The sequence below is a fragment of the Streptomyces xantholiticus genome, assembly GCF_014651015.1.
GTDB classification, from domain to species: Bacteria; Actinomycetota; Actinomycetes; order Streptomycetales; family Streptomycetaceae; genus Streptomyces; species Streptomyces xantholiticus.
The window spans coordinates 289,766-315,317 of sequence record NZ_BMWB01000005.1 but is presented as its reverse complement, the minus strand read 5'-3'; the positions used below and the strand labels follow the sequence as shown (position 1 = coordinate 315,317).

At 70.8% G+C, this 25,552-nt stretch carries 27 protein-coding genes; 17 read left to right on the top strand and 10 right to left on the bottom strand.

The window, feature by feature from the left end; translation table 11 throughout:
- Positions 1-149 precede the first annotated feature (149 nt).
- Entirely contained in the window at positions 150-3,035 is a 2,886-nt protein-coding gene (gene gcvP, locus IE198_RS11990) for an aminomethyl-transferring glycine dehydrogenase (RefSeq protein WP_189885606.1), read from the top strand.
- A 91-nt stretch (positions 3,036-3,126) separates the two neighbouring features.
- Here gcvP and IE198_RS11985 read toward each other — a convergent pair whose 3' ends face one another.
- Positions 3,127-3,333 carry a DUF5999 family protein gene (locus IE198_RS11985; RefSeq protein ID WP_308426801.1) on the bottom strand — a complete coding sequence of 69 codons (207 nt, stop codon included), beginning with the start codon at positions 3,331-3,333 and terminating at the stop codon, positions 3,127-3,129.
- 314 nt (positions 3,334-3,647) lie between these two features.
- Positions 3,648-4,238, bottom strand: coding sequence for a hypothetical protein (locus IE198_RS11980; RefSeq protein ID WP_189885604.1), 591 nt, complete (start codon positions 4,236-4,238; stop codon positions 3,648-3,650).
- 474 nt (positions 4,239-4,712) lie between these two features.
- Between IE198_RS11980 and IE198_RS11975 the strand changes: the two genes are divergently transcribed.
- Both IE198_RS11975 and IE198_RS11970 read left to right on the top strand, forming a co-directional pair.
- Positions 4,713-6,221, top strand: a complete 1,509-nt coding sequence (locus tag IE198_RS11975; protein WP_189885602.1) for a glutamate-cysteine ligase family protein — start codon at positions 4,713-4,715, stop codon at positions 6,219-6,221.
- A 97-nt stretch (positions 6,222-6,318) separates the two neighbouring features.
- Positions 6,319-7,098, top strand: a complete 780-nt coding sequence (locus tag IE198_RS11970; RefSeq protein ID WP_189885600.1) for a CPBP family intramembrane glutamic endopeptidase — start codon at positions 6,319-6,321, stop codon at positions 7,096-7,098.
- A 75-nt stretch (positions 7,099-7,173) separates the two neighbouring features.
- Here the strand turns inward: IE198_RS11970 and IE198_RS11965 are convergent, their stop codons facing one another.
- Positions 7,174-7,995, bottom strand: coding sequence for a PhzF family phenazine biosynthesis protein (locus IE198_RS11965; RefSeq protein ID WP_189885598.1), 822 nt, complete (start codon positions 7,993-7,995; stop codon positions 7,174-7,176).
- Positions 7,996-8,133: 138 nt separating this feature from the next.
- Here IE198_RS11965 and IE198_RS11960 point away from each other — a divergent pair, with 138 nt between their 5' ends.
- The gene (locus IE198_RS11960; RefSeq protein WP_189885596.1) at positions 8,134-8,742 is read left to right on the top strand and encodes a PadR family transcriptional regulator; all 609 of its coding nucleotides are present in this window, start codon (positions 8,134-8,136) and stop codon (positions 8,740-8,742) included.
- A 62-nt stretch (positions 8,743-8,804) separates the two neighbouring features.
- On the opposite strand, the gene IE198_RS11955 is transcribed toward IE198_RS11960, so the two are convergent.
- A complete protein-coding gene (locus tag IE198_RS11955; protein ID WP_189885594.1) occupies positions 8,805-9,233 on the bottom strand; it encodes a type II toxin-antitoxin system Rv0910 family toxin in 429 nt (142 codons plus the stop codon).
- Between the two features lie 143 nt (positions 9,234-9,376).
- Here IE198_RS11955 and IE198_RS11950 point away from each other — a divergent pair, with 143 nt between their 5' ends.
- The 3 genes from IE198_RS11950 to IE198_RS11940 all read left to right on the top strand — a co-directional run bounded on the left by IE198_RS11950 (position 9,377) and on the right by IE198_RS11940 (position 12,214).
- A complete protein-coding gene (locus tag IE198_RS11950) occupies positions 9,377-9,544 on the top strand; it encodes a hypothetical protein (protein WP_189885592.1) in 168 nt (55 codons plus the stop codon).
- Positions 9,545-9,977: 433 nt separating this feature from the next.
- Complete coding sequence (locus tag IE198_RS11945) at positions 9,978-11,018, top strand: EamA family transporter (RefSeq protein WP_189885590.1); 1,041 nt, start codon at positions 9,978-9,980, stop codon at positions 11,016-11,018.
- Between the two features lie 254 nt (positions 11,019-11,272).
- Positions 11,273-12,214: a DMT family transporter gene (locus IE198_RS11940; RefSeq protein ID WP_308426802.1), complete on the top strand. Its 942-nt coding sequence runs from the start codon at positions 11,273-11,275 to the stop codon at positions 12,212-12,214.
- 57 nt (positions 12,215-12,271) lie between these two features.
- Here the strand turns inward: IE198_RS11940 and IE198_RS11935 are convergent, their stop codons facing one another.
- Entirely contained in the window at positions 12,272-12,943 is a 672-nt protein-coding gene (locus IE198_RS11935; RefSeq protein ID WP_189885588.1) for a pyridoxamine 5'-phosphate oxidase family protein, read from the bottom strand.
- A 23-nt stretch (positions 12,944-12,966) separates the two neighbouring features.
- Here IE198_RS11935 and IE198_RS11930 point away from each other — a divergent pair, with 23 nt between their 5' ends.
- A complete protein-coding gene (locus IE198_RS11930; protein ID WP_189885585.1) occupies positions 12,967-14,298 on the top strand; it encodes an aminotransferase class I/II-fold pyridoxal phosphate-dependent enzyme in 1,332 nt (443 codons plus the stop codon).
- Positions 14,299-14,332: 34 nt separating this feature from the next.
- Here the strand turns inward: IE198_RS11930 and IE198_RS11925 are convergent, their stop codons facing one another.
- On the bottom strand, positions 14,333-15,328 hold the full coding sequence (locus IE198_RS11925) for a DMT family transporter (RefSeq protein WP_189885583.1): 996 nt from the start codon (positions 15,326-15,328) through the stop codon (positions 14,333-14,335).
- A 74-nt stretch (positions 15,329-15,402) separates the two neighbouring features.
- On the opposite strand from IE198_RS11925, the gene IE198_RS11920 reads away from it, so the two are divergent.
- Positions 15,403-16,308, top strand: a complete 906-nt coding sequence (locus tag IE198_RS11920) for a LysR family transcriptional regulator (RefSeq protein WP_189885581.1) — start codon at positions 15,403-15,405, stop codon at positions 16,306-16,308.
- 15 nt (positions 16,309-16,323) lie between these two features.
- On the opposite strand, the gene IE198_RS11915 is transcribed toward IE198_RS11920, so the two are convergent.
- Complete coding sequence (locus IE198_RS11915; RefSeq protein WP_189885580.1) at positions 16,324-16,791, bottom strand: pyridoxamine 5'-phosphate oxidase family protein; 468 nt, start codon at positions 16,789-16,791, stop codon at positions 16,324-16,326.
- A 160-nt stretch (positions 16,792-16,951) separates the two neighbouring features.
- Here IE198_RS11915 and IE198_RS11910 point away from each other — a divergent pair, with 160 nt between their 5' ends.
- The gene (locus IE198_RS11910) at positions 16,952-17,602 is read left to right on the top strand and encodes a cysteine hydrolase family protein (RefSeq protein ID WP_229833843.1); all 651 of its coding nucleotides are present in this window, start codon (positions 16,952-16,954) and stop codon (positions 17,600-17,602) included.
- On the opposite strand, the gene IE198_RS11905 is transcribed toward IE198_RS11910, so the two are convergent.
- Complete coding sequence (locus IE198_RS11905; protein WP_189885575.1) at positions 17,589-18,071, bottom strand: Rieske (2Fe-2S) protein; 483 nt, start codon at positions 18,069-18,071, stop codon at positions 17,589-17,591. The two genes, IE198_RS11910 and IE198_RS11905, sit on opposite strands and share 14 nt — an antisense overlap.
- A 246-nt stretch (positions 18,072-18,317) precedes the next feature.
- Here IE198_RS11905 and IE198_RS11900 point away from each other — a divergent pair, with 246 nt between their 5' ends.
- The 7 genes from IE198_RS11900 to IE198_RS11870 all read left to right on the top strand — a co-directional run bounded on the left by IE198_RS11900 (position 18,318) and on the right by IE198_RS11870 (position 24,342).
- On the top strand, positions 18,318-19,160 hold the full coding sequence (locus tag IE198_RS11900; RefSeq protein WP_189885573.1) for a HipA family kinase: 843 nt from the start codon (positions 18,318-18,320) through the stop codon (positions 19,158-19,160).
- Positions 19,157-19,540 carry a DUF3037 domain-containing protein gene (locus IE198_RS11895; RefSeq protein ID WP_189885572.1) on the top strand — a complete coding sequence of 128 codons (384 nt, stop codon included), beginning with the start codon at positions 19,157-19,159 and terminating at the stop codon, positions 19,538-19,540. The genes IE198_RS11900 and IE198_RS11895 overlap by 4 nt, the downstream gene beginning before the upstream one ends.
- Positions 19,541-19,713: 173 nt before the next feature.
- Positions 19,714-20,475 (top strand): 3-oxoacyl-ACP reductase FabG, encoded by a 762-nt coding sequence (fabG, locus tag IE198_RS11890; RefSeq protein WP_189885570.1) that lies wholly within the window; start codon positions 19,714-19,716, stop codon positions 20,473-20,475.
- A gap of 17 nt (positions 20,476-20,492) precedes the next feature.
- A complete protein-coding gene (locus tag IE198_RS11885; RefSeq protein ID WP_189885568.1) occupies positions 20,493-21,272 on the top strand; it encodes an SDR family oxidoreductase in 780 nt (259 codons plus the stop codon).
- Positions 21,273-21,401: 129 nt separating this feature from the next.
- A complete protein-coding gene (locus tag IE198_RS11880; protein WP_189885566.1) occupies positions 21,402-22,976 on the top strand; it encodes an ABC transporter substrate-binding protein in 1,575 nt (524 codons plus the stop codon).
- 99 nt (positions 22,977-23,075) lie between these two features.
- Positions 23,076-23,759: a uracil-DNA glycosylase gene (locus IE198_RS11875; RefSeq protein ID WP_189885564.1), complete on the top strand. Its 684-nt coding sequence runs from the start codon at positions 23,076-23,078 to the stop codon at positions 23,757-23,759.
- A 109-nt stretch (positions 23,760-23,868) separates the two neighbouring features.
- The gene (locus IE198_RS11870; RefSeq protein WP_189885562.1) at positions 23,869-24,342 is read left to right on the top strand and encodes a hypothetical protein; all 474 of its coding nucleotides are present in this window, start codon (positions 23,869-23,871) and stop codon (positions 24,340-24,342) included.
- Positions 24,343-24,358: 16 nt separating this feature from the next.
- Here IE198_RS11870 and IE198_RS11865 read toward each other — a convergent pair whose 3' ends face one another.
- Together IE198_RS11865 and IE198_RS11860 are read right to left on the bottom strand one after the other, a co-directional pair.
- Positions 24,359-24,880 carry a DinB family protein gene (locus IE198_RS11865; protein ID WP_373299828.1) on the bottom strand — a complete coding sequence of 174 codons (522 nt, stop codon included), beginning with the start codon at positions 24,878-24,880 and terminating at the stop codon, positions 24,359-24,361.
- A 32-nt stretch (positions 24,881-24,912) separates the two neighbouring features.
- Positions 24,913-25,527: a TetR/AcrR family transcriptional regulator gene (locus tag IE198_RS11860; protein ID WP_189885559.1), complete on the bottom strand. Its 615-nt coding sequence runs from the start codon at positions 25,525-25,527 to the stop codon at positions 24,913-24,915.
- Positions 25,528-25,552: the final 25 nt, after the last annotated feature.

Genomic DNA, 25,552 nt, shown 5'->3' with positions numbered 1-25,552 from the left:
GCATCCGCTCTCACCGACGGGGAAAGCCGGGACGTCGCTGTGCGACGACCCGGTGAAGCTCTCAGGTCGAGATGACAGAGGGGGAGGCCGTCCGGGCATCCGCGCCGTGATGCCCCTCGCAGGTCGTGACGACCAGGAGGCCTCCCACCATGACCGCCAACCGCATTCCGCTCTCCCAGCTGGAGCAGGGGATCCCGTTCGAGCAGCGGCACATCGGGCCCGACGCCGGTGCCCAGGCCAAGATGCTCGCCCAAGTGGGTTACGGATCGCTCGACGAGCTCACCGCCGCCGCAGTACCGGACGTGATCAAGAGCGCCGAGGCCCTCGACCTCCCCGACGCCCGCACCGAGGCCGACGTGCTCGCGGAGCTGCGCACGCTGGCGGACCGCAACCAGGTGCTCGCACCCATGATCGGCCTGGGCTACTACGGGACCTTCACCCCGCCGGTCATCCTGCGCAATGTCATGGAGAACCCGGCCTGGTACACCGCGTACACGCCGTACCAGCCCGAGATCTCCCAAGGCCGGCTCGAGGCGCTGCTGAACTTCCAGACCGTCGTGGCCGACCTGACCGGGCTGCCCACTTCCGGGGCTTCGCTCCTCGACGAGGGCACCGCGGCCGCGGAGGCCATGTCGCTGGCCCGTCGGGTCGGCAAGGTCAAGGACGGCGTCTTCCTGGTGGACGCCGACGCGCTGCCGCAGACCGTCGCCGTGATCGAGACCCGCGCCGAGCCCACCGGCGTCGAGGTCGTCACCGCCGACCTGAGCGACGGCATCCCCGCCGAGATCGCCGAGCGCGGCGTGTTCGGTGTGCTGCTGCAGTACCCGGGCGCCTCCGGTGCCGTACGGGACCTCAAGCCGGTCATCGAGCGGGCGCACGAGCTCGGGGCGATCGTCACCGTCGCCGCCGACCTGCTGGCCCTGACGCTGCTCACTTCACCCGGCGAGCTCGGCGCGGACATCGCGGTCGGCACCACCCAGCGCTTCGGCGTCCCGATGGGCTTCGGCGGACCGCACGCCGGCTACATGGCCGTGCGGGAGAAGTTTGCCCGCAGCCTGCCCGGTCGCCTGGTCGGCGTCTCCGTCGACGCGGACGGAAACAAGGCCTACCGGCTGGCGCTGCAGACCCGTGAACAGCACATCCGCCGGGAGAAGGCCACGAGCAACATCTGCACCGCGCAGGTGCTGCTCGCCGTGATGGCGGGCATGTACGCGGTCTACCACGGCCCCGACGGGCTGCGCGCCATCGCCCGGCGCACCCACCGCTACGCCGCGATCCTCGCCGAGGGCCTGCGGGCCGGCGGCGTCGAGGTCGTGCACGGCTCGTACTTCGACACCGTGACCGCCCGGGTGCCGGGCAAGGCCGCCGAGGTCGTCGCCGCCGCCCGGGAGGGCCGCGTCAACCTGCGCCTCGTCGACGCCGACCATGTCTCCGTCGCCTGTGACGAAACCACCGGCCGGGTCCAGTTGCAGGCCGTCTGGGCCGCCTTCCGTGTCGAGGGCGACATCGAGGCCCTGGACGCGGCCGGCGTCGAGGCGCTGCCCGAGACCCTGCTGCGCGACGACGATTACCTCACGCACCCCGTGTTCCACCAGCACCGGTCGGAGACCGCGATGCTGCGCTACCTGCGTCGGCTCGCCGACCGCGACTACGCGCTGGACCGCGGCATGATCCCGCTCGGCTCCTGCACCATGAAGCTGAACGCGACCACCGAGATGGAGCCGGTGACCTGGCCGGAGTTCGGCCAGATCCATCCCTTCGCCCCGGTCGAGCAGGCGCAGGGCTATCTGACGCTGATCCAGGAGCTCGAGGAGCGGCTCGCCGAGGTCACCGGCTACGACAGGGTCTCCATCCAGCCGAACGCCGGCTCGCAGGGGGAGCTGGCCGGTCTGCTCGCTGTCCGCGCCTACCACCGGGCCAACGGCCACGACCAGCGCACCGTCTGCCTCATCCCGTCGTCCGCGCACGGCACCAACGCCGCGAGCGCCGTGATGGCGGGCATGAAGGTCGTGGTCGTCAAGACCGCCGACGACGGCGAGATCGACGTCGAGGACCTGCGCGCCAAGATCGAGCAGTACCGCGACGAACTGTCCGTGCTGATGATCACCTACCCGTCGACGCACGGCGTCTTCGAGGAGCACGTCGCCGACATCTGCGCCCAGGTGCACGACGCCGGCGGCCAGGTGTACGTCGACGGTGCCAACCTCAATGCCCTGGTCGGCCTCGCCAAGCCGGGCCGGTTCGGCGGCGACGTCTCGCACTTGAACCTGCACAAGACGTTCTGCATCCCGCACGGCGGCGGTGGCCCCGGCGTCGGCCCGGTCGGAGTGCGCGCCCACCTCGCGCCCTACCTGCCGAACCACCCGCTGCAGCCGACGGCGGGCCCGGAGACGGGCGTCGGACCGATCTCCGCGGCGCCGTGGGGCTCGGCGGGCATCCTGCCGATCTCCTGGGCGTATGTGCGCCTGATGGGCGGCGAGGGCCTCAAGCGCGCCACCCAGGTCGCCGTGCTCGCCGCCAACTACATCGCCAAGCGCCTCGAGCCGCACTACCCGGTGCTCTACACCGGCCCGGCCGGTCTGGTCGCCCACGAGTGCATCGTCGATCTGCGGCCGCTGTCGAAGGCGACCGGTGTCAGCGTCGACGACATCGCCAAGCGCCTGATCGACTACGGCTTCCACGCGCCGACCATGTCCTTCCCGGTGGCCGGCACGCTGATGATCGAACCCACCGAGAGCGAGGACCTGGCCGAGCTCGACCGGTTCTGCGACACGATGATCGCGATCCGCGGCGAGATCGAGAAGGTCGCGTCCGGCGAGTGGTCCGCGGACGACAACCCGCTGCGCAACGCCCCGCACACGGCGGCCGCGCTCGGTGGCGAGTGGGACCACGGCTACAGCCGTGAGGAGGCGGTCTTCCCGGCCGGGGTGAACGCCGCCGACAAATACTGGCCGCCGGTGCGCCGTATCGACGGAGCGTTCGGCGACCGTAATCTCGTGTGCTCCTGCCCGCCGCTGGAGGACTACGACAACTGAGACGGGCTGCAGGACCGATGAGTCGGGGCCGGTGCGGAGAGGACTCTCCGGGCCGGCCCCTTCGTCTTGCGCGTTGTGGTGCGGACGGCTCCTAGGCGGCCGTCATCAGCGGGCCCGCGTCACGCGATCGGCGCGGGGCGATGATCTGTCCGTCGGGCAGCAGTTCGCCGGTGTCCTCGAAGAGAAGGACGCCGTTGCACAGCAGGCTCCAGCCCTGTTCCGGGTGGTGGGCCACGAGGCGCGCCGCCTCACGGTCGGCGGAGTCGGCGGTGGGACAGGCTGGCTGGTGCTGGCACATGGATGGGTTCTTTCGCTGCGATGTGGTGAGTGTCGTGCGGCTCGATGAGGTGTTCATGGCCGCCCCCCGTATCTGTAGTCCGGTTCCCCAGTGTTCCCCTACGGGCGTCGCTCCGCAGGGATTTCACGGCAGCTCTTCCTACTGATTGATGACGTATCACCCGCCCGGACGGTTCAGCCCAACAGGGCTGTCCTTTCGGGTGGTTCGAAGTGGCCCGGGCGGGCTAGTCACAACGGGTCATCAACGGCTCACCAGTACGCCCCGCGACCGACGGGTCGCGGGGCGTAGGGGTGTTCTCCTGTGGGCGGTGGCCGTCAGGCGGCCGGCGAGTCGAGCAGCGGAGCCGGTGCCAGCCGCAGGGTCATGACGGGCAGCAGCTCGGCGACCCGGTGCGGCAGATGGGCCGCGATACCCGGCGGTGCGGGAGCCAGCGGCACCAGGACGTCGGTCGGCTGGAGCGTGCCGGCGGCGGCGTCGGCGTCGGGATCCCCGTGCAGCCAGAGGGTGAGCATGTAGAGCTCGGGCACGGACAGCAGACGTGGCTGGAAGGACGTTCCCAACGACTCCGCCTGGCGCAGGGCGCGTTGGGTCGAGTCCAGGTAGGGGCCTTCGAAGAAATGGGAGAAGGCCCAGCCGTCCGGCGTGAGCATCGTGTCCGCGGCGGCCACGGCGCGGTCGCCGTTGCGGATCAGGAAGCGCCAGCCGGTGAGCCGGGTGAGCGGAGCTGTGCCGTTCGGCACGATCTGGTCCAGCACATGGACCGGCAGCGGCAGTTCGGCGCTCAGCGGTCCCTGGACGGACCGCAGAGCAGGGGTACGCGACTCGGCCACGGCCGTGGGGGAGCCGAGTGCTGCGAGAACGCTGCGCAAGGCAGGCGCGGGGGCAGGGAGGACATGCAGCGGCATGATGGGTCGCCTCTCACTCAGGAGACACGGTGAAGCGTGAAGGTGCGGACGGCACTGTCTGCGTGTGGGGCGGCGAGCGGCCGGAAGACACCGGATGCCATCTCTCTGCCCTCGCGGAGTTTATACGACACGTGTTCACGTAATGTTTCCGCTACCCGTCGCGGGTATTTCAGGCAAGGCGGAAATCGGCCCGTTCTGTGCGGTTCTTCAGCGGCTTTCCGATACCTCCGGGGCTGCGGCCTGCGGTTTCTTATCCGGTGCGGTAGGCCGAATCGGGGCGGTGTTTTTCGTGGCTCTCTGAAGCGGAAAATGCCTGCGGCGTCATGCCTGCGGAATGTGCCTGGAGGGTGCTGTCTCCAGCCTACCGGGCGCAGACCGCGCGCGCAGACGTTATGGATCAATGAGGCTGGGCATTATCGTCCGTGACGTGAGCGGTTCCCGCTGCGTGGTGCCCACTCGAGGAGGGACCCTTCGATGGGGGAGAAGGTCGAGGCAGGCGGGTTCGACCTGTCCGATCGGCAACGGTACCGACGGAAGCTGCAGCAGTGCCTGGCGGGCCTGGGGCGGCTGCTGGACGAGAAGAGGTTCGACCGGCCCAAGAATCTGATGGGGCTCGAGATAGAGCTGAATCTGGCCGGCCAGGACGGCATGCCGCGGATGATGAATGCCGAAGTTCTCTCCCGCATCGCGAGCCCCGATTTCCAGACCGAGCTCGGAATGTTCAATCTCGAAGTGAACATCGTTCCGCACCGTTTGGGCGGCCGGGTGCTCGATCAACTGGCGGAGGAGCTGCACACCGGCCTCGGATATGCCGACAGAAAGGCGCAGGAGGTCGGCGCGGGGATCGTGATGATCGGAATTCTGCCGACGCTCGCCCAGAAGGACCTGGTCTCCGCCAACATCTCCGAGGTCGACCGCTACATGCTGCTCAACGACCAGATCGTGGCGGCGCGGGGCGAGGACTTCACCCTCGACATCGAGGGAGTGGAGCGGCTGACGTGCACATCGGCGTCGATCACGCCGGAAGCGGCCTGCACCTCGGTGCAGTTGCACCTCCAGGTCACCCCCGGCCGGTTCGCCGACGTGTGGAACGCCGCACAGACGGTCGCCGCGGTGCAGGTAGCCCTCGGCGCCAACTCCCCGTTCCTCTTCGGCAAGGAGCTGTGGCGCGAGTCGCGCCCCCCGCTCTTCCAGCAGGCCACCGACACTCGCCCGCCGGAGCTGCAGGCGCAGGGAGTGCGGCCGCGGACCTGGTTCGGCGAGCGATGGGTCGACTCCGCGTACGAGCTGTTCGAGGAGAACATCCGCTACTTCCCCCCGCTGCTGCCCTTCGTCGACGACGAGGACCCGCTGCGGGTGCTCGAGGACGGCGGAGTGCCGCGGCTCAAGGAGCTGGTCCTGCACAACGGCACCATCTACCGCTGGAACCGCCCGGTGTACGACGTCGTCGACGGCGTCCCGCATCTGCGCGTGGAGAACCGCGTGCTGCCCGCGGGGCCGACGGTGACCGATGTGATCGCCAACGCGGCGTTCTACTACGGCCTGGTGCGGGCGCTCGCCGAGGACGCCCGTCCGGTGTGGAAGCGGCTGTCCTTCGCCGCCGCGGGCGAGAACTTCGGCACCGCGTGCCGTCACGGCATCGACGCCGAACTCCAGTGGCCGCGCCCCGGGCGCGGCGGCGTCACGCAGGTACCCGTCGTCAAGCTCGTCCGTGACGAGTTGCTCCCACTGGCCGCGGCGGGCCTCGACGCGTGGAACGTGGCGCCCGCCGACCGCGACCTGTATCTGGGAGTGATCGAGGGGCGCTGCCGCCGCCGGATGAACGGCGCTTCCTGGCAGGCTGACACGTACCACCGTGCTCTTGACGCGGGGCTCGGGCGGGAGGCGGCGCTGGCGGCCATGGCCCGCCGTTACTGCGAGCTGATGCGCGAGGGCCGTCCCGTGCACGCCTGGCCGGTCGGCTTCCCGGGGGCCGGGTCCTGACGGGACCTGGCTGCCTTCGCCGTAGGTTCGTCGGGCAAGCTGTGACGTCCATGCGGTGGAGCAACTGGAGGCTGGTGTGCAGGCTGAGCGGGGAGACATGGCCGGACCCGTCCCGGGGGAGGCGATGCCGCGCAGGATCCTGCGCTCGGAGACGGTGCTGGTGCTGGCGCTGTCGCTCGGAGCCAGCGCTTTCTCCGCGCTGATCAGCTTCATCGGCTCGCTGACGAAGCCCGGTGGGCTCAAGGACCAGGCCGCGACGCTCAACGGGTCCTTCGCGCCTGGGCGGCCGTGGCTCGATCTCGCCTGGCAGCTCTTCGGGATCGCGACGGCGCTGGTGCCGGTGGCGCTCGTCGCGCATCTGCTGATCCGTGAGCGGGCCGGTCTCTCAGCCATCGGTTTCGACCGCAGCGGGCCCTGGCCGGACCTCGGCAGGGGTGCGCTGGTCGCTGCCGGTATCGGCAGTGCGGGACTGGCGTTCTACCTCCTGGCGCGTGCCTCGGGCTTCAACCTCACCGTGGTGCCGGAGTCGCTGCCCGACGTGTGGTGGAAGTATCCGGTGCTCGTTCTCTCCGCCGTTCAGAACTCGGTGGTGGAGGAGGTGATCGTCGTCGGATATCTGCTGCGCAGGCTCGACCAGCTGGGCTGGTCCCCGACGGCGGCGCTGGTCGCGAGCTCGGTGCTGCGCGGCTGGTACCACCTCTACCAGGGCATCGGCGGGTTCATCGGCAACATGGTGATGGGTGTGGTCTTCGTACTGCTGTACCGGCGATGGGGCCGGGTGGGACCGCTGGTGGCGGCGCACGCACTGCTCGACATCGTCGCTTTCGTGGGTTACGGGCTGCTGGCCGGGAAGGTGGGCTGGCTGCCCACGGCCTGAGCGCCACCGGCCCAGCGGGGCCCGACGTTCGAGGGTGCACGGCGGACGCCGTGCACCCCCTCGAACGTGCCGGCGTCAGGGGGCGCTGAGCAGTTCGCCGTCGATCACCGTCACCGCGCACCCGGTCAGCAGAGTCCGGTCGCCGCGCAGCACGGTGCGGACCAGGCCGGAGCGCGCCGAGGCCTGCAGTCCGGTCAGCTCGTCGCGGCCGAGCCGGGCCGTCCAGAAGGGGGCGAGCGCAGTGTGGGCGCTGCCGGTGACCGGGTCCTCGTCGATGCCGACCCGGGGGAAGAAGCCGCGGGAGACGAAGTCGTAGCCGGCCTGCGGGTCCGCCGAGGCGGCGGTCGCGATGAGGCCGTGCTCGGAGTGCTCCACCAGAGCGGCGAAGTCGGGGGTCAGGCCGCGCACGGACTCTTCGTCGGCCAGCTCCACCAAGAGGTCGCCGATGTGGGGGCCGGTGTCGTGGGCTGACAGCACCTTCGCACCGAGCGCCTCCGCGATGCCGTGCGGGATCTCGGCCTGCGTCAGCGGAGCGGTCGGGAAGTCCAGGGTGATCGTGCCGTCCTCGTGCGCGGTGGCGGTGAGCGTCCCGCAGCGCGCGGCGAAGCGAACGGTGCCCGTGGCCGTCCCCGTGGTGTGCAGGACGTGGGCGGTGGCCAGCGTGGCGTGCCCGCACATGTCGACCTCGGTGGCCGGGGTGAACCAGCGCAGCGCCCAGTCCGCGTCACCACCGGCGGGCAGCGGGTGGGCGAAGGCGGTCTCGGAGAGATTCAGCTCCGTGGCCACCTGCTGGAGCCAGGAGTCGGCGGGAAAGCCGCCGGAGTCCAGCAGGAGGACCGCGGCGGGATTGCCGGCGAAGGGCCGGTCGGTGAAGGCGTCGACGATTCGGATCCGCATGCCGTGACCGTAGGGCGCCGGCGAAGGAGCAGGCCAAGGCCAATTCCGGTTCATTGGACCGGCCGGCGCTTGTCGTTCGGCCGTTACCGATATATCGTTGAAGTATCGCGACAGGTCAACGGTGGAAGGAGCGTAGAGATGCGTTCATATGGAAACGGGCCGGAACACGAGCACGGCCGTGGTCATGGACCCTGCGGGCCCGGCCATCACGGTCGCGGCGAGTACGAGGGCCGGCGTGCCGCCTTCGGCCCCTGGGGGCCGCCGTTCGGCGGACCCTTCGGGCGCGGGCGCGGCGGAGGCCGGGGGAGGGCGCGGCGCGGCGACGTCCGCGCATCGATCCTGGCCCTGCTCAGGGACCGCCCGATGCACGGTTACGAGATGATCCAGGAGATCGGCGAGCGCAGCGGCGGGGCGTGGAAGCCCAGCCCCGGCTCCGTCTACCCGACCCTCCAGATGCTGGAGGACGAGGGGCTGATCGTCTCCGAGAGCGAGGGCGGCAAGAAGCTGTTCACGCTGACCGACACCGGTCGTGCCGAGGCCGAGTCGGGGCCGGAGGCTCCTTGGGAGGAGGCCGGGCGCGGCGTCGACTGGGAGACGGTCAACGAGATCCGACAGGCCGGCTTCGGCCTGATGGAGGCGTTCGGTCAGGTCTGGAAGACAGGTGACGCCGAGCAGCGGCGGAAAGCCGTGGCCGTCATCAACGAGGCCCGGAAGAAGCTGTATCTGATCCTCGCCGACGAGCACTGAGCCGAACTGCACGAGGGGCCCCGTGGTCACGCGGGGCCCTTCCGGCGTGCGCGCCGCGCGGGTCAGGCGACGAGTCCGCCCAGCTTGCGCAGTGACTCGTTGAGCGCCGCGGTCGCCGAGTCCTTGAGCTTCCCGGCCATCAGCGACACGGCTGCGCCGGTGAACTCCCCATCGATGCGTACATCCGTTGCGCCGCCGGCCGGTGTGAGCGTGTAGCGGGTGCCCACCGTGACCGACATCGGACCCTTCCCCTTGATGGCGAGGACCCGCTCCGCCTCCAACTCCTCCACCGTCCAGGTCACTTCGGCCGGGAAGCCCATCAGCTTCAGGTTCTCCGCGAAGGTGGCGCCGGTCTCCAGTGGCTCGGGGCCGCCCTTCGGGAAGCTGGTGTGGGTGGCGTTCCAGCGGCTGTAAGAGGCGAAGTCGGTGAGCTGCGCCCAGACTTTCGCCGCCGGTGCCTCAATGCGTGCCTCCACGCTGACTTCGGCCATGCGATCACCCCTTGAGATCGGCTTCCGGTGCCGCGGACCGTAGCGGTGAGTGCTGGAACAATCAATACTGACGATCCGTCAGTGCTGGGCGTCCGCTCCGCCTCATCGGTAAGGAGGACGATCGCCCTGATGAGGTAGGAGACGTGCAAAGCCCTGCCTGCCGGCTGCCCCGGCAGCTGCCAGCCCCCGTCGGCCCGGACGTCGAAGCCGCACTCGGTGTCGAGCTGGCCGCGGTGGTCGATGGTGTGCGCAGAAGGGTGCTGCGCGACGGGAACCGGCAGATCGAACCGCCCAGCTGCTGGGCTCGCTGATGGAGCAGTCCCCGAGGCCGCTGCAGGCGCGGGGAGGTCGCACGCGGTCCCCGGCCACCTCGTGCAGCGCACGATAGCCGCCTCGCCTGGCAGGGCTGTGTCGAGGACTCGGGCGCGCTGCCCGTCCTCAGGGAGAGCGGCGGTCCCGAGCGGCGGCCCTCGGCCGTGACCGCCGTACCCGATGTGCCGGGCTGGTCGCCTGCCGCCGTGGCCGCCCGTGGTGGGCGCAGTCGGCCGGGGCGCGGCTGCGCGGCAGGATCCGGGCCGAGGTGATCGACGTGCCGGCCGCTGTCGCGACCGATCAGGGGTGCCGGCCTGCCGAGGCGCTGCGGAAGGCGGGCGTCGACGCGTCACTGCTCGGCGCGCGTCTCGGAGGCTGTCTCGACATGTGTCACCGTGGTGACGGTGCTGTCAGAGCTGACATGATGTGCCGATGCAGGCGTCTCAGGGAAGGAGCGCCGGCCTGGGACTCGCCCTGGTGTCGGCCTTCGCGTTCGGTGGATCGGGCGTTGCGGCCAAGCCGCTGATCGAGGCGGGGCTCGACCCGCTCCATGTCGTATGGCTGCGGGTCGCGGGCGCCGCCCTCGTGATGCTGCCGGTGGCCTGGCGCCACCATGGACTCCTGCGGCGCCGGCCGGCGCTGCTTGCCGGGTTCGGTCTGCTCGCCGTTGCCGGTGTGCAGGCCTGTTACTTCGCGGCGATCTCGCGCATTCCGGTCGGGGTCGCGCTGCTCATCGAGTACCTGGCCCCCGCGCTCGTGCTCGGCTGGGTCAGGTTCGTGCAGCGCCGCCCGGTGACCAGGGCTGCCGCCGCCGGGGTTGTCCTCGCCGTCGCGGGTCTCGCCTGTGTCGTCGAGGTGTGGGCGGGGCTGAGTTTCGACCTGCTGGGACTGCTGCTCGCCCTCGGAGCCGCTTGCTGTCAGGTGGGTTATTTCGTCCTGTCCGACCAGGGCGGTGACAGTGACGACGCCCCCGACCCCCTGGGCGTCACCGCTTACGGGCTTCTCATCGGTGCTGCGGTGCTCACGGTGGTGGCCCGCCCGTGGGGCATGGACCGGTCGCTGCTGGCCGGTGCCGCCGACATGGGAGGCACCAACGTGCCCGCCGGACTGCTGCTGGGGTGGATCGTGCTGATCGCCACCGTGCTCGCGTACGTCACCGGTGTCGTCTCCGTGCGCCGGCTGTCCCCGCAGGTGGCCGGGGTCGTCGCCTGTCTGGAGGCGGTCATCGCGACCGTACTGGCATGGATCCTCCTGGACGAGCACCTGTCGGCGCCCCAGATCGTCGGAGGCGCGGTCGTCCTCGTCGGGGCGTTCATCGCACAGTCGCAGGCGCCCAGGCCGCCGTCCGGGCCGGTGGCGGCAGGCGGACCGGAAGCCGTGCCCCTGGCGGCAGGCGGACCGGAGGCCGTGCCCCTTGCGGCCGGTGAGGGCGTCACCGCGGGGGAGTCGGCCGGCGGCAACCGCGCACCGTAGGATGGCGATCATGCATTCGACCGTACTTCCGCCGCCCGCCGCTTAGCGCGGGCGGACGTCCTTCCACGGAGACCGGGCTCGGGGTGTCCCTGAGCAGGTCGGTGCTGCCCGCGTGACCGATCCGAGCGATCATCCTTCCGTTCTTCCTACGGAGAAGTCACGTGTCGAATTCCTCTTCAACTCCTGCTGTCGGCGTGCCCGCGGACATGGCCGCCGGTGTGCCGCTCGGCATGCCCACCGGGCCGTCCGCCCGCATGTCCGTCGGGCGGGGGCTCACCTGCCTGATCTTCGCCGGGTTCGCTTGGGGGACTGCCGGCGCCGCCGCGTCCCTCGTGTTCGAGGCGAGCGACCTGGGGCCGCTCGCGCTGTCGTTCTGGCGGTGCGTGGGAGGCCTGCTCCTCCTGCTCCCCGTCCTTGCCCTGCGCGCCCGGCAGGGGAGCGGTTCGGCTGTCCCCGCCGAGCCACACCGTCGCCGACTCGTCCGCATCGTCGGCACCGGCGTCGGTCTGACCCTGTTCCAGAGCGCCTACTTCGCGGCCGTCGAGGCGACCGGCCTCGCCGTCGGCACCGTGGTGACGCTGGGCACCGGCCCCGTACTCATCGCCGTCGGCGCACGGCTGACCATGGGGGAGCGGCTGGGCCGCGGCGGGATCCTGGCCGTCGCCGGGGCACTGGCCGGGCTCGGTGTGCTGGTCCTCGGCGGCGAGGGCGGGGAGGTGCGGCCCCTGGGCGTCGTGCTCGCGGTGCTGTCGGCCGCCGGGTATGCGGCGATCACGCTGCTGACGAGGTGGCTCGGCCGGGAGGGGGGCGGCCGGGACTGGCTGTCCACGACGGCCTGGGCGTTCGCGATCGGGTCCGTGGGGCTGCTGCCGATGGCGATCGGGGAGGGCGTGCTGCCGCACACGGCTGACCCGGTGCGGGTCCTCGGGCTCCTCATCTACGTCGCGGCCGTGCCCACCGCGCTCGCCTACGCGCTCTACTTCGCGGGCGCGGCCGTGGTCCGGGCGGCGACCGTCTCGGTGATCATGCTGCTCGAGCCGGTGAGCGCCGCGGCCATGGCGGTCACGCTGCTGGACGACCGCCTGATGCCGGCCACGGTGGCCGGGACGCTGCTGCTGCTCACGGCCGTCGCGGGGCTCGCGGCGGCGGAGGCGCGAGGAGCCGCGGCCAGGAGGCGGCTGCCCGTACCCGCCTGACGTCCCGCCCCGCCCCGGACACCCCGTCCGGGGCGGGGCGGGCTGCACCGTGCAGGCTCAGAGGTAGCCGGGAACCGCGATGGCGGGGGAGAGGTCGGCGGCCGGTACCGGCGTGCCGGGCGTGAAGGCCACCGGGACGACGCCGGCCCAGTAGGGGAGCGACAGGTCGGCCGGGTCGTCGTTCGGGCCACCGGTGCGGGTCTTGGCGGAGACCTCCGCGAGATCGAGGCGGATCACGGCCGTTGCCGCCAGCTCCTTGGCGTTCGCTCGGCGGGAGTCCGCTGAGCGCCCGGGGATCGCGTGGTCGACCAGTGCGTCGAGCGCCGTTCGCTTCTCCTCGGGGTCCGTGACCTGCCGGGCGGTGCCGTGGACCACCACCGAGCGGTAGTTGATCGAGTGGTGGAAGGCGGAGCGCGCCAGCACCAGACCGTCGACATGCGTCACCGTCAGGCACACGGGCAGCCCGGGGTCCGCCTCGCCCGCCATCCGCAGGGGCCGCGATCCCGTCGACCCGTGGACGTACAGCCGCTCGCCCACGCGGGCGAAAAGCGTCGGCAGCACGACCGGCGCGCCGTCGCGGACGAACCCGAGGTGGCAGACGTAGGCGGTGTCGAGTATCGAATGCACCAGTTCGCGGTCGTAGGAAGCGCGCTCGCGGGAGCGGGTGGGAATCGTCCGCCCGGTCGGCTCGTACGGGGCTTCCATGGTCTCGGACATTGCCGCCTCCATTGCACTAGTGCATAATGTCTTTTGTGCTAGGAGAGTATCGGATCACCGGGCGGCGTGCATCGGAGATCGCCGCGAGTGTCGAACAGGCCGTCGGATCAGGAGAGCTCGAGCCGGGCCGGCTTCTGCCGCCCATGCGGGAGTTGGCGACAGAGCTGGGTGTCAACCCGAACACCGTCGCAGCTGCCTACCGCACTCTGCGCGAGCGCGGGGTGATCGAGACGGCGGGACGCAGGGGCAGCCGGGTGCGTTCCCGTCCGGCCAGTACGGCGCGCGGGTCCCTCCGGGTCGACGCGCCCCCAGGTGTACGGGACCTCGGCGAGGGCAACCCCGACGCCGCGCTCCTGCCGCCGCTGGACGAGGCCCTCGCCGTGGCGGCCGCGCGGCATGGGAAGGAGCCCGGACTGTACGGAAGGGCCCCGCTGGACGCCGAGTTCGAACGCCTCGCGCGCGCAGCCATGGACGCCGACGGGGTCCCCGCCGGGCCGCTCGCCGCGACGTCCGGGGCCCTGGACGCCATCGAACGGGTCCTCGCCGCGCATCTTCGGCCGGGTGACGCGGTCGCCGTCGAGGACCCGGGCTGGGGAAGCCTGCTCGACCTGGTCTCGGCGCTGGGGCTCAAACCACTGCCCATGGGACTCGACGACGACGGACCGCTGCCCGATGAGGTGGAGCGCGCGCTGACCGCCGGAGCCCGCGCGATCGTCGTCACCGACCGGGCGCAGAACCCGACCGGCGCGGTGGTGAGCCGCCGCAGGGCCGATCAGTTGCGCGCCGTGCTCGGACGGTTCCCGCGCACCCTGCTCATCGAGGACGACCACGGCCACGCGATCGTCGGCCAGTCGCTGCACCCCCTCGCCGGGGTCACCGACAGCTGGGCGTTCGTGCGCTCCGCGGCCAAGGCGTACGGGCCGGATCTGCGGGTCGCCGTCCTGACCGGCGACACCGTCACCGTCGACCGGGTGCAGGGTCGGCTCGGTCTGGGCCCCGGCTGGGTCAGCCGGCTGCTGCAGCACACCTGCGCTCACCTGTGGGCCTCGGGCGCTGTCGACCCCCTCGTCGTCGCCCGCTCCTACGGGGCGCGGCGCGACGCGCTCATGGACGCCCTGGCGCGGCGGGGCGTCGAGTCCCGTGGCCGCAGCGGAATGAACGTATGGGTGCCGGTCCGGGACGAAACGGGGGCGGTGGCGCGACTGCTGCACGCGGGATGGGCTGTGGCTCCGGGCGCCCGCTTCCGTGTGTCCTCGCCCCCTGGCGTCCGGCTGACCGTGTCGGGCCTGACGCAGGCCGACATCGAGCCGCTCGCCGAAGCGGTCGCCTCGGCGGTCGGCCCCATGCCGGCCCGCAGTTACGGCTGAGCAGGCCCGCGGTTACGGCTGAGCCGGCCCGCGGTCACGACCGGGCCGGCCGCTTCGGCCGGCTCTGTGTCAGCGCAGCGCCCACCAGGACGATCAGCGTGCCCACCGGCGTGTTCCAGCCGAGGTGCTCGTCGAGGAGCACCACGCCCGCCGCCGTGGCGATGACGGGGATGAAGTACGTGACCATCTGGGCGGTCGTCGGCCCGACCTCCGCGACCAGCCCGTACTGGATGAGCAGGGCCAGCCCTGTGCCGAGCACCCCGAGCGCGATCACGGCCAGCAGCGGCACCAGCGGGAAGGCGGTCGGCAGCGTCGTGAACAGCGGTGTCACCACGGCCAGTTGGATCGTCGCCAGACCCAGCTGGGCGCCGGTCAGTGAGAGGTTCGAGTGGCTGGAGCCGGCCAGGGTCCGGCGTACGTAGATCCAGCCGATCGGATAGCTGAGCGACGCGAGCAGCGCCATGGCCGTGCCGCGGAAGTCCAGTCCGGAGAAGCCCTGCCAGGCGCCGAGGACGGTGAGCACCCCGAGGAATCCGATGCCGAGCCCCGCGACCCGGCGCCGGGTGGGCCGGTCCTCCGAGAGTGCGACGAGGGAGAGCGCCATGCCCCACAGCGGCGAGGTGGCGTTGCAGATGCCCGCGAGCGTCGAAGGGATCGTGAGCTCGGCGTAGGCGAAGAGCGAGAATGGCAGCGCGTTGAGCAGCAGGCCCGCGACCGTCAGGTGGCCCCAGGTGCGCAGGCCCCGCGGCAGCCGCTCACGGCGGACCGTCATGGCGACGGCGAGTACCGAGGTGCCGAACAAGAGGCGGCCGAAGGTGACTTGGAACGGCGCGAATGCCCCCGTGCCGACCTTGATGAGCAGGAAGCTGAAACCCCAGACCGCCGAGAGCACCGCGAACCGGATGCGCCAGTCGACGGCGCGTCGATGCGGGGGAGCGGCGAGCACGGGCTCGGCGTGGGCGGAGGCCGGGGATGATGCGGAGGAGATGAGGGTGCGGGCGTCGTCGGCGCCAGTGGCTGCGGTGCTCATGCGCCCAACGATGGCCGGTCCCATCTCTTAGGACAAGCGAGATTTTCTCGACGCTATCGCTTAGCATTGCTTACATGTTGAATCTGGAGCGGTTGCGCACCCTCGACGCGCTGGCGCGGCACGGCTCCGTCAGCGCCGCCGCCGACGGACTGCACGTCACCACCTCGGCCGTCTCCCAGCAGATGGCGAAACTGGAGCGGGAGGTCGGCCAGCAACTGCTGGCGAAGAACGGGCGGGGCGTACGCCTCACCGACACCGGTCGGCTGCTCGCGGATCATGCCGCGCGCATCCTCTCCCAGGTCGAGCTCGCCCAGTCCGACATCGAGGCCCGCCGCGGTCAGGCGGTCGGCGAGGTCAGGATCGGCGCGTTCCCGACCGCGGCCCGCGGACTGTTCCCGGCTGCGGTGTCCTTCCTGCGCCGTGATCACGCCGAGCTGAGGGTGATCTCCAGGGAGTTGGAACCGGAGGCGGCCGTCAGGGAGGTCGTCCGCGGCGATCTCGACCTCGCCGTGGTGCTCGACTGGAGCAACAAGCGGCTTCCCGTCCCGGGTGGACTGGCACAGGTCCAACTGCTCGACGACGTCCCCGATGTCGCCATGCCGGCGGACCACCCCCTCGCGGGCCGCGCGGAGGTCGACCTCGAGGAGTTCGCCGACGACGAGTGGGTGTCCTGGCCGGAGGGCGAGTTCTGCCACGAGTGGCTGGTGTTCACCCTCCGCTCCAAGGGCTTCGAGCCCCGGATCGCGCACATGGCCGGCGAGCACCACACCCAGCTCGCCCTGATCGCCGCGGGCCTCGGCGTCTGCGTCGCGCCACGGCTCGGTCGGGGTCCGGTGCCCGAGGGCGTCGCGCTCGTCCCCGTACGGCAGAAGATGCGCCGCCATGTCTACGCGGTGTGGCGGACGGACGCCGACCGCCGGCCGTCCATCAGAGCGGCCGTGGAGGCGTTGCGCGGGGCCGCGGAGCAGCAGAAGGGCTGAACGCGGGGTACTGGGTCAGCCGGCCGGCAGCTTGCGGAAGTCCCAGGACGCGATCGCGTCGGGGGTCAGCCGCAGCCAGGCGTGCCGGCCGTCGTGGGGCATCGCGGCCAGTTGGAAGTTCTTGGCGGCGAAAAGCGCCTCGGGAACGGCCAGTTCGGGGCAGTCCCCGCCGGTGCGCGGTGCCTCGCCGACGAACACTGCCGTGCCGGACAGCTCGACGCCGCGCAGCTCCCCGTACTCCTCGCCGTCGTCGACCACGACGGCGATACGCGGGTCGCGGCGCAGCTCCGCCCAGCGCCGGCTGCGCGTGAGGGAATAGAGCCACAGGGAGGTGCCGTCCCAGGCGAACCACAGCGCGCTGACATGCGGGCGTCCGTCGGGCGAGACGGTGGCCACCCGGCAGGTGCGCTGCTCGGTCAGGAACGCGTCGCGCTCGCCGGTGCTCATCATGATGCGGCGGCCCCGGCGCTGGGTGGCGGTCATCTGCGATCCCTCCGGCCCATGTGGCTGACTTACCGTCAGAAAGCCTGCCGACCCAGCATGAAGGCACTTCCCTCGGTGCGCAATGGCGGCTACTGTCGCGCTCCCGGGCCGAGCGGACAGGACACGGGGTCGATTGGACAAGACTCGGAGGGGGAGCCCCGTGCCGTCCCACCAGCAGCTCCTGGAACAGCTCGAGGTGCCCACCACCGTGCTGCTGACCGTCGAATGCCAGCAGGGCGTCGTCGGCAAGCACAGCGCCCTGCCCGAACTCGCCGCGCAGGCGAGTTCCTCCGGCGCGCTCCGCAACGTCGCACGGCTCGTTGCCGCCGCCCACGACGCCGGGGTACAGGTGCTGCACGCGGTGGCCGAACGACGCCCCGACGGACGAGGGTCCAACCGCAACGCGCGGCTCTTCAGGGCCGCCGAACGCCTGCCCGTCCAGCAGCACACCGGCTCGCAGGCCGTACGTGTCGCCCCGCCGATCGACGTCACGCCCGATGATCTCGTCGTAAGCAGGCTGCACGGGCTCTCGCCCCTCGCCGGCACCGGCGTCGACGCGCTCCTGCGCAACCTCGGCTGCCGCACCCTCGTCGTCACCGGCGTCTCCGCCAACGTGGCGGTTCCCGGCGCCGTCTTCGACGCGGTGAACCTCGGCTACACGGCGGTCGTCGTGGCGGACGCCATCGCGGGGGTGCCCGCCGAGTACACCCCCGCGATGATCCGCAACACCCTGTCGCTCGTGGCGACGATCGCGACGACCGACGAGGTGGTGTCCTGCTGGAACGGACCGCGCCGCGTCACGCGAGCTTGATCGAGTCCCCTTCCACGGTGATCGAGGCGGGCGGCAGCGGCGCCGTGGCCGGACCCGCCTTGACGCTGCCGTCGGACGCGTCGAACTGGCTGTTGTGGCAAGGGCAGTTGATGGTTCCGTTCGAGATGTCCTTGACCGCGCAGCCCTGGTGTGTGCACTTGGACGAGAAGGCCTTGAACTCGCCCGCCACCGGCTGAGTGATCACCACGTCGCCGACGACCTTGCCGCCGCCGGCCGGGATGTCGGTGGTCTTGGCGATCACCGTGCCACCGGCACCGCCCGTGCCGCCGCCCGTGCCACCGCCCGAGGCGGCCGCACCGCCATCGCCGGCCGGCTGTCCGGAACCGGTGCTAACCGTGTCGTCCGAGCCGCCGCACGCGGTCAGCGCGACGGTGAGACCGGCCCCGCCCACAGCGGCGACGACTGTACGGCGCGCCACGGTCCGAGTGGTCCCCTGCGATCCGGTCATGCTGGCTCCCTCTCCACGGTCCGGCCCTCGTCACGGCCGGTTCGTGAAGTTGTACGGGGGCTCGGACCGCCCCGTTCAAGGGTTCATGAATTTCTCATCGCTTGGGGCGCGTCATGGTGATCCTGGGCATGGTGGGCGGGACGACGGCCCTGGCGCTGCTCGTCAGAACCGACAGAGCCTCCACGTACTCGCAGGCGCCTACCTGGTCCATGGATCTCCAGGAGGCCGGCCGGATAGCCTGGCGTGATGCTTACAGAGGTCACAGCGACCCGCTACGTCACGCCCCTTCGTGAGGGCGGTTCCCTCCCCGGGATCGTCGAGGCCGACGATCTCGGTACGTACGTCATGAAGTTCACCGGCGCCGGGCAGGGCCGGAAGACCCTCGTCGCCGAGGTCGTCTGCGGACAGCTGGGGCGGCGGCTCGGGCTGCGGGTGCCCGACCTCGTCACCATCCAGCTCGATCCGGTCATCGGTCTCTCCGAGCCGGACCAGGAGGTACAGGAACTGCTCAAGGCCAGCGGCGGGCTCAACCTGGGGATGGACTTCCTGCCCGGCTCGCTCGGTTTCGATCCGCTCGCCTACGAGGTGGACGCGGCGGAGGCCGGCAAGGTCGTCTGGTTCGACGCGTTGATCAACAACGTGGACCGCTCATGGCGCAACCCCAACATGCTGGTGTGGCACGGGGATCTGTGGCTCATCGACCACGGCGCCACCATGATCTGGCACCACAACTGGCCCGGCGCCGCCGCATCCGCGGCCAAGCCGTACGACGCCTCCGACCATGCGCTCGCCCGCTTCGGCCCCGACGTCGCCGCGGCCGCCGCCGAGCTCGCGCCACGGGTCACCGAGGACCTCCTTGCCGAGATCGCGGCGGAGGTGCCCGACGAGTGGCTGGTGGACGAGCCCGGGTTCGACTCCGCCGCTGCCCTGCGTCGCTCGTATGTAGAGGCCATGCTGCCGCGCGCCGCCACCATTCATGAGCGCATCACCCTCGGAGCCCCGACGAGGTCCGGGCCGTCCCGGGCGCCGGGCTGGCTCACCGACCGTCCGACCCCCTGGCCGCACAGCACGAAGGACACCGCCCAGTGAGTGACCGCGACGTTTTCGAGTACGCGCTGCTGCGCGTGGTGCCGCGGGTCGAGCGCGGGGAGTTCTTCAATGCGGGCGTGGTGGTCTACTGCCGTGCCAAGAGCTTCGTGGCCGCCCGCACCCACCTCGACGAGGCCAAGCTGCGTGCGCTCGACCCGCAGGCGGACGTGACGGGTGTACGGGCGGCGCTCCAGGCGGTGGAGGGCGTCTGCCGCGGCGGCGAGGACGCGGGTCAGGCCGCGCGCGACGACGCGGGCCGGCGCTTCCGGTGGCTGATCGCGCCCCGGTCCACGGTCGTCCAGCCGGGCCCGGTGCACACCGGACTCACCCTCGATCCGGAGGCGGAGGTGGAGCGTCTGCTGAACCTGCTGGTGAACTGAGGACACGGGGCCGATCGATGTGACATGCGCCGTTGATCCCCGGTGCCGTTGACACCGGGTGCCAGGGCTTCTAGCGTCCTGTCTGCCGAAGGTACTAAGCGGTCGCTCAGAGAAGGCGCCGCAGCAGTCGCCGGCACAGGGATTGACGGGCTTCAAGGGCGAGGAGAACCAGAATGTCCACCACCGAGCAGCGTGTGGCTGTTGTGACCGGAGGCGCGCGTGGCATCGGCGCCGCCACCGCCATCAGGCTCGCGGCCGAGGGCCGCGCCGTGGCCGTGCTCGACCTCGACGAGGCGGCCTGCAAGGACACCGTCGAGAAGATCACCGCGGCCGGCGGCAAGGCCGTCGCGGTGGGCTGCGACGTCTCGGACGCCGCCCAGGTGGAGGCCGCCGTGGCGCGCGTCGCCGCCGAGCTCGGCGCGCCGACGATCCTGGTCAACAACGCTGGTGTGCTGCGCGACAACCTGCTCTACAAGATGAGCGAGTCCGACTGGGACACCGTGATGAACGTGCACCTCAAGGGCGCGTTCCTGATGGCCAAGGCCTGCCAGAAGCACATGGTGGACGCCGGCTTCGGCCGGATCGTCTCCCTGTCCTCCTCGTCGGCGCTCGGCAACCGCGGCCAGGCCAACTACGCGGCGGTCAAGGCCGGTCTCCAGGGCTTCACCAAGACCCTCGCCAAGGAGCTCGGCAAGTTCGGCATCACCGCCAACGCCGTCGCGCCCGGCTTCATCGTCACCGAGATGACCGCGCAGACCGCTGCCCGCGTCGGCATGGGCTTCGAGGAGTTCCAGGCGGCCGCCGCTACCCAGATCCCCGTCCAGCGCGTCGGCCGGCCCGAGGACGTCGCCGGTGCGATCGCCTTCTTCGCGGGCGACGACGCCGGCTTCATCTCAGGTCAGGTCATGTACGTGGCCGGCGGCCCGCTCAACTGAATCGGGGTTCGAAGGTCATGGCAGCACAGGCAGCAGGGGCCGAGCAGGCCCCCGACAGCGGCAAGGTCGCGCTGGTCACGGGGGCGAGCCGCGGTATCGGGTACGGCATCGCGGAGGCGCTCGTCGCGCGCGGCGACCGGGTGTGCATCACCGGGCGCGGCGAGGAGGCGCTGAAGGAGGCCGTGGAGCGGCTGGGCGCCGACCGGGTCGTCGCGGTCGCGGGCAAGGCCCACGACGAGGCGCACCAGGCGGCCGCCGTCGAGCGCACCATGGAGGCGTTCGGCCGGGTCGACTTCCTGATCAACAACGCCGGCACCAATCCGGTCTACGGCCCCATGGTGGAGCTCGACCTGAACGTGGCGCGCAAGGTCTACGAGACCAACGTGATCTCCGCGCTCGGCTTCGCGCAGCAGACGTGGAAGGCGTGGCAGAAGGACAACGGCGGTGCGATCGTGAACATCGCCTCCGTCGCCGGCGTCTCCGCCTCCCCCTTCATCGGGGCGTACGGCATGAGCAAGGCGGCCATGGTCAATCTGACCCTCCAGCTGGCGCACGAGCTCGCGCCGTCCGTCCGGGTCAACGCCATCGCGCCCGCGGTGATCAAGACCAAGTTCGCGGAGGCGCTCTACGAGGGCAGGGAGGCCGAGGCGGCCGCGGCCTACCCCCTGGGGCGGCTCGGCGTGCCGTCGGACATCGGTGGCGCGGCCGCGTTCCTCACGTCCGAGCAGTCGGACTGGATCACGGGGCAGACGCTCGTCGTGGACGGCGGTATCTTCCTCAACGCGGGTGTCCACTGAGGCCTCCGACGGACCGTCCTGAGGCGGTTTGTTCCTGAATGATCCAAGTGCCCCGCCGGGCCCGCACAGTGGCCCGGCGGGGCGCTGCGGTATGGTTCGCCGACCCATGGCTGAACGAGGAGCGTGCACGTGTTCAACCGGACCTGTCTGCAGGCCGCTGCAGCCCTAGCGTCCATATCTCTGCTGGCGGGATGCGGCCTGTTCTCGGACGAGGACGCCGACCGCGAACAGAAGATCTCCGTGGGCACGACCAGCGAGCCCAGTACTCTCGACCCGGCCGCCGCATGGGACGGCTCGTGGGAGTTGTACCGGAACGTCTTCCAGACCCTGGTCAGCTTCCCGACGGGGAGCACCGTTCCGCAGCCGGACGCCGCCGAGTGCCGCTTCACCGACACCGGCAACAAGGTCTTCGAGTGCGAGCTCCACGAGGGCCTCACCTTCACCAACGGCGACAAGCTCGACGCCGCAGCGGTCAAGCACTCCATCGACCGCATCAGGACCATCGACGTGCAGGGTGGTCCGAAGGGTCTGCTGGGCTCCCTCGACGGGATCGAGGTGGAAGGCGACCGCATCGTCACCTTCAACCTCAAGACGTCCGACGCCACGTTCCCGTTCATCCTCGCCACTCCGGCCATGTCGATCGTGCCGCCCTCCGAGTACCCGGCCGACAAGCTCCGGGAAGACGGCAAGCTGACCGGCTCCGGCCCGTACGCCCTGGACTCGTACGCGAAGGGCGACCGCGCGGAGCTGACCCGGTTCGCCAAGTACAAGGGCTTCGCGAAGATCAAGAACGAGGCGGTCACGATCCGCTACTTCGAGGACTCCGCCGTCATGATGACGGCCCTCAAGAAGCGCGAGATCGACGCGATCAACCGTGGTCTCACCGCAGAACAGGTCGTCGAACTGCAGGAGAAGAAGCCGGAGAACGATCACCTCCAGCTCGTCGAGACGGTCGGCGCCGACATCCGCTACCTCGTCTTCAACCCCTCCGACCCCAATGTCCGCAAGCTGGCCGTCCGCCGCGCGATCGCTCAGATCATCGACCGCGACGCACTGGTCGAGAAGGTCTACAAGGGCACGGCCGAGCCGCTGTACTCGATGGTCCCGAAGGGCATCGCCGGGCACACCACCGAGTTCTTCGACCAGTACGGCGAGCCGAACGTGACCAAGGCCGCGGGGATCCTCGAGAACGCGGGCATCACCGGGCCCGTTCCGCTGAGCTTCTGGTACACCACCGACCGTTACGGCTCTGCCACGGCGCCGGAGTTCGCCGAGCTCAAGCGGCAGCTCGACGCCACCGGTCTGTTCAAGGTCACGATCCAGGGCAAGCCTTGGGACGAGTTCCAGGACGGCTACCAGAACGGCGAGTACCCAGTCTTCGGCCGTGGCTGGTTCCCCGACTTCCCGGACCCGGACAACTTCATCGCGCCGTTCGTCGGTCCGAACAACGTCCTCGGCACGCCGTACGAGGCGCCCGAGATCACCGAGCAGCTCGTCCAGTCCCGTCGTGAGAGCGACCGGGGGGCGGTCACCAAGCAGTTCGAGAAGGCCCAGAAGATCCTTGTCGACGACGTCCGGCTGCTGCCGCTGTGGCAGGGCAAGCTGTACGTGGCGGCCAGCGAGGAGATCGGCGGCGGCGAGCGCGCCCTCGACCCGCAGACCGTCATGCAGGTGTGGGAGCTGTACCGCAAGGCCAGCTGGTAGCGGGCGACACCGGCGGCCGGACTGTCAGTGCCCCCGGGTAGGTTCTGAGATCTCGGTTCCCTCGATCTCGGAACCGACCTACAGACGGAGGTTGTTGACGTGACCGACACCGACATGCTGCCCGAGTCCTGGCGCGGCGTCCTCGGCGAAGAGCTGCAGAAGCCGTACTTCAAGGAGCTCACCGAGTTCGTCGAGAAGGAGCGGGCGAACGGGCCGGTCTACCCGCCGAGCGCCGAGGTCTTCGCCGCCCTGGAGGCCACGCCGTACGAGCGGGTGAAGGTGCTCATCCTCGGTCAGGACCCTTACCACGGGGAGGGCCAGGGCCACGGCCTGTGCTTCTCCGTGCGGCCGGGCGTCAAGACGCCTCCGTCCCTGCGGAACATCTACAAGGAGATGCAGGCCGAGCTCGGCCACCCGATCCCGGACAACGGCTATCTGATGCCGTGGGCGCGCCAGGGCGTCCTGCTGCTCAACGCGGTGCTGACCGTGCGGGCGGGCGAAGCCAACTCCCACAAGGGCAAGGGCTGGGAGAAGGTCACGGACGCGGTGATCCGCGCCGTGGCCTCGCGGCCCGACCCTGCCGTCTTCGTCCTGTGGGGCAACTACGCGCAGAAGAAGCTGCCGCTCATCGACGAGGAGCGGCACGTCGTGGTGAAGGGCGCGCACCCCTCGCCGCTGTCCGCGAAGAAGTTCTTCGGCTCGCGTCCCTTCACCCGGATCAACGAGGCGGTCGCGGCCCAGGGCCACGAGCCCATCGACTGGCGCATCCCCGACATCGGCTGAGCGGTTCGGGCGAGCGGCCGGGCGTCGCGCCGTCGCAGGTCTTGCGCGGCGGACCGCTAGCGTCGGTCTCCACGCACCAGCGGTGCGCCGTGCGGACGAGGAGGCCACAGTGACGGAGCAGCAGGAGGCGTCGCAGGACATCGTCATGACCCGGATCGGTCAGGCGATGATGCTGCTGCACGGCGGGGACCGCGAGGAGGCACGCAACCGCTTCGCACTGCTCTGGGCGGAGATCGGCGAGGACGGGGACGCCCTCCACCGCTGTACCCTCGCCCACTGCATGGCGGACGTCCAGGACGATCCGGCGGACGAACTGGCCTGGGACCTGCGGGCCCTGTCGGCGGCCGACGGACTGAGCCAGGAGCGGCTCGCCCGGCACGACCGGGCCCTCGCGGTCCGCGCCCTCTACCCCTCGCTCCATCTGAACCTCGCCGCGGACTACGTCAAGCTGCGCCGCCCCGAGGACGCGCGCGTCCACCTGGACCGGGCACGCGCGTCCACGGACGCCCTGGGCGACGACGGCTACGGCCATGGGGTGCGTGCCGCGATCGACAGGCTGGAGCGCACCCTGCGGGCGCTGTGAGCGGCCACGGGCGCGGTCACTCGCCGGTGACGCCGTCGATGTGCTCGCGCAGCAGGTCCGCGTGGCCGTTGTGGCGCGCGTACTCCTCGATCATGTGCGTGAGGATCCAGCGCAGGCTGAAGCCCTCGGCATGGCGGCTGCGGGACACGCTCACGTCGTCGAGTCCGTGCCCGGCCGAGATTTTGCGGGCCTCGGCGACCTCGGCGAGCCAGGTCTCGTGCGCCTGCGCCCAGGTGTCCCCGTCCGTGACATGGAAGTCCCCGTCCCGGTCCCGCTCCGTGGAGTAGAGGTCCGGCAGCTCCTGCCCCTCCATGACCTCGCGGAACCAGTAGCGCTCGACCTCGGCGAGATGGCGTATCAGGCCCATGAGCGTGAGCTCCGAAGGTGCCAGCACCGCCCGCCGCAACTGTTCGTCGTCGAGACCCGCGCACTTCATGAGCAGCGTCTCGCGGTGGTAGTCCAAGAAGCCTTCCAGCATGTCCCGTTCGGCGGCGGTGGTGGACGGCTCGGGGCGTTCGTCGGTTGTCATGGCGATCATCCTGCGGCACGGACGAGGGCTGCTGCCACGGGTTAATCGAAGTCCGGGGCGTGCGGACCGAGCATCCCGCGCAGCAGCTCACCGAATCCGGTGCGAAGCTCCTCCCGGCTCGGGACGGCCGCATGGTACGAGCCGGCCGCGCACGAGAACATCAGCCCTTCGCACCAGGCGATCAGGGACAGCGCGTGCCGTTCCGGCTCCGGCGATCCCACGTCGGCCATCAGCGCGACCAGCGGCCCGCGGAACCGGCTCCCTGCCCGGTCGTAGAACTCGCGCAGCTCCGGTCGCCGGGTCGCCTCCAGGGCCAGTTCGTAGCGTGCGACGAGCAGTTGGGGATGGTCGGTCAGATAGCAGTGCAGCGCGAGGGCCAGGGCGTCGAGGAGCTCGCTCCGGCCACCGAGCGTGGCCGGCGTCTCCGTCACCGTGAGGACGGCCGCCTCGCGCTCCGCCAGTCTTCGTACCGCCGCCTCGAGCAGGGCCTGGCGGGTGCGGGCGTGGTTGGAGGTCGAACCCTGCGGCAGCCCGGCCGCCTCGTCGACGGCGCGGTGGGTGAGCCCGCGCATACCGCGTTCGGCGAGGAGCGCGAGTGCGGTGTCGGCGATCAGTTCTGCCCGTGAGGCGCCGGAGGGGGCGGTGCGTGCGGCCATTCGGCCAACCTTACCGCCGTGACTA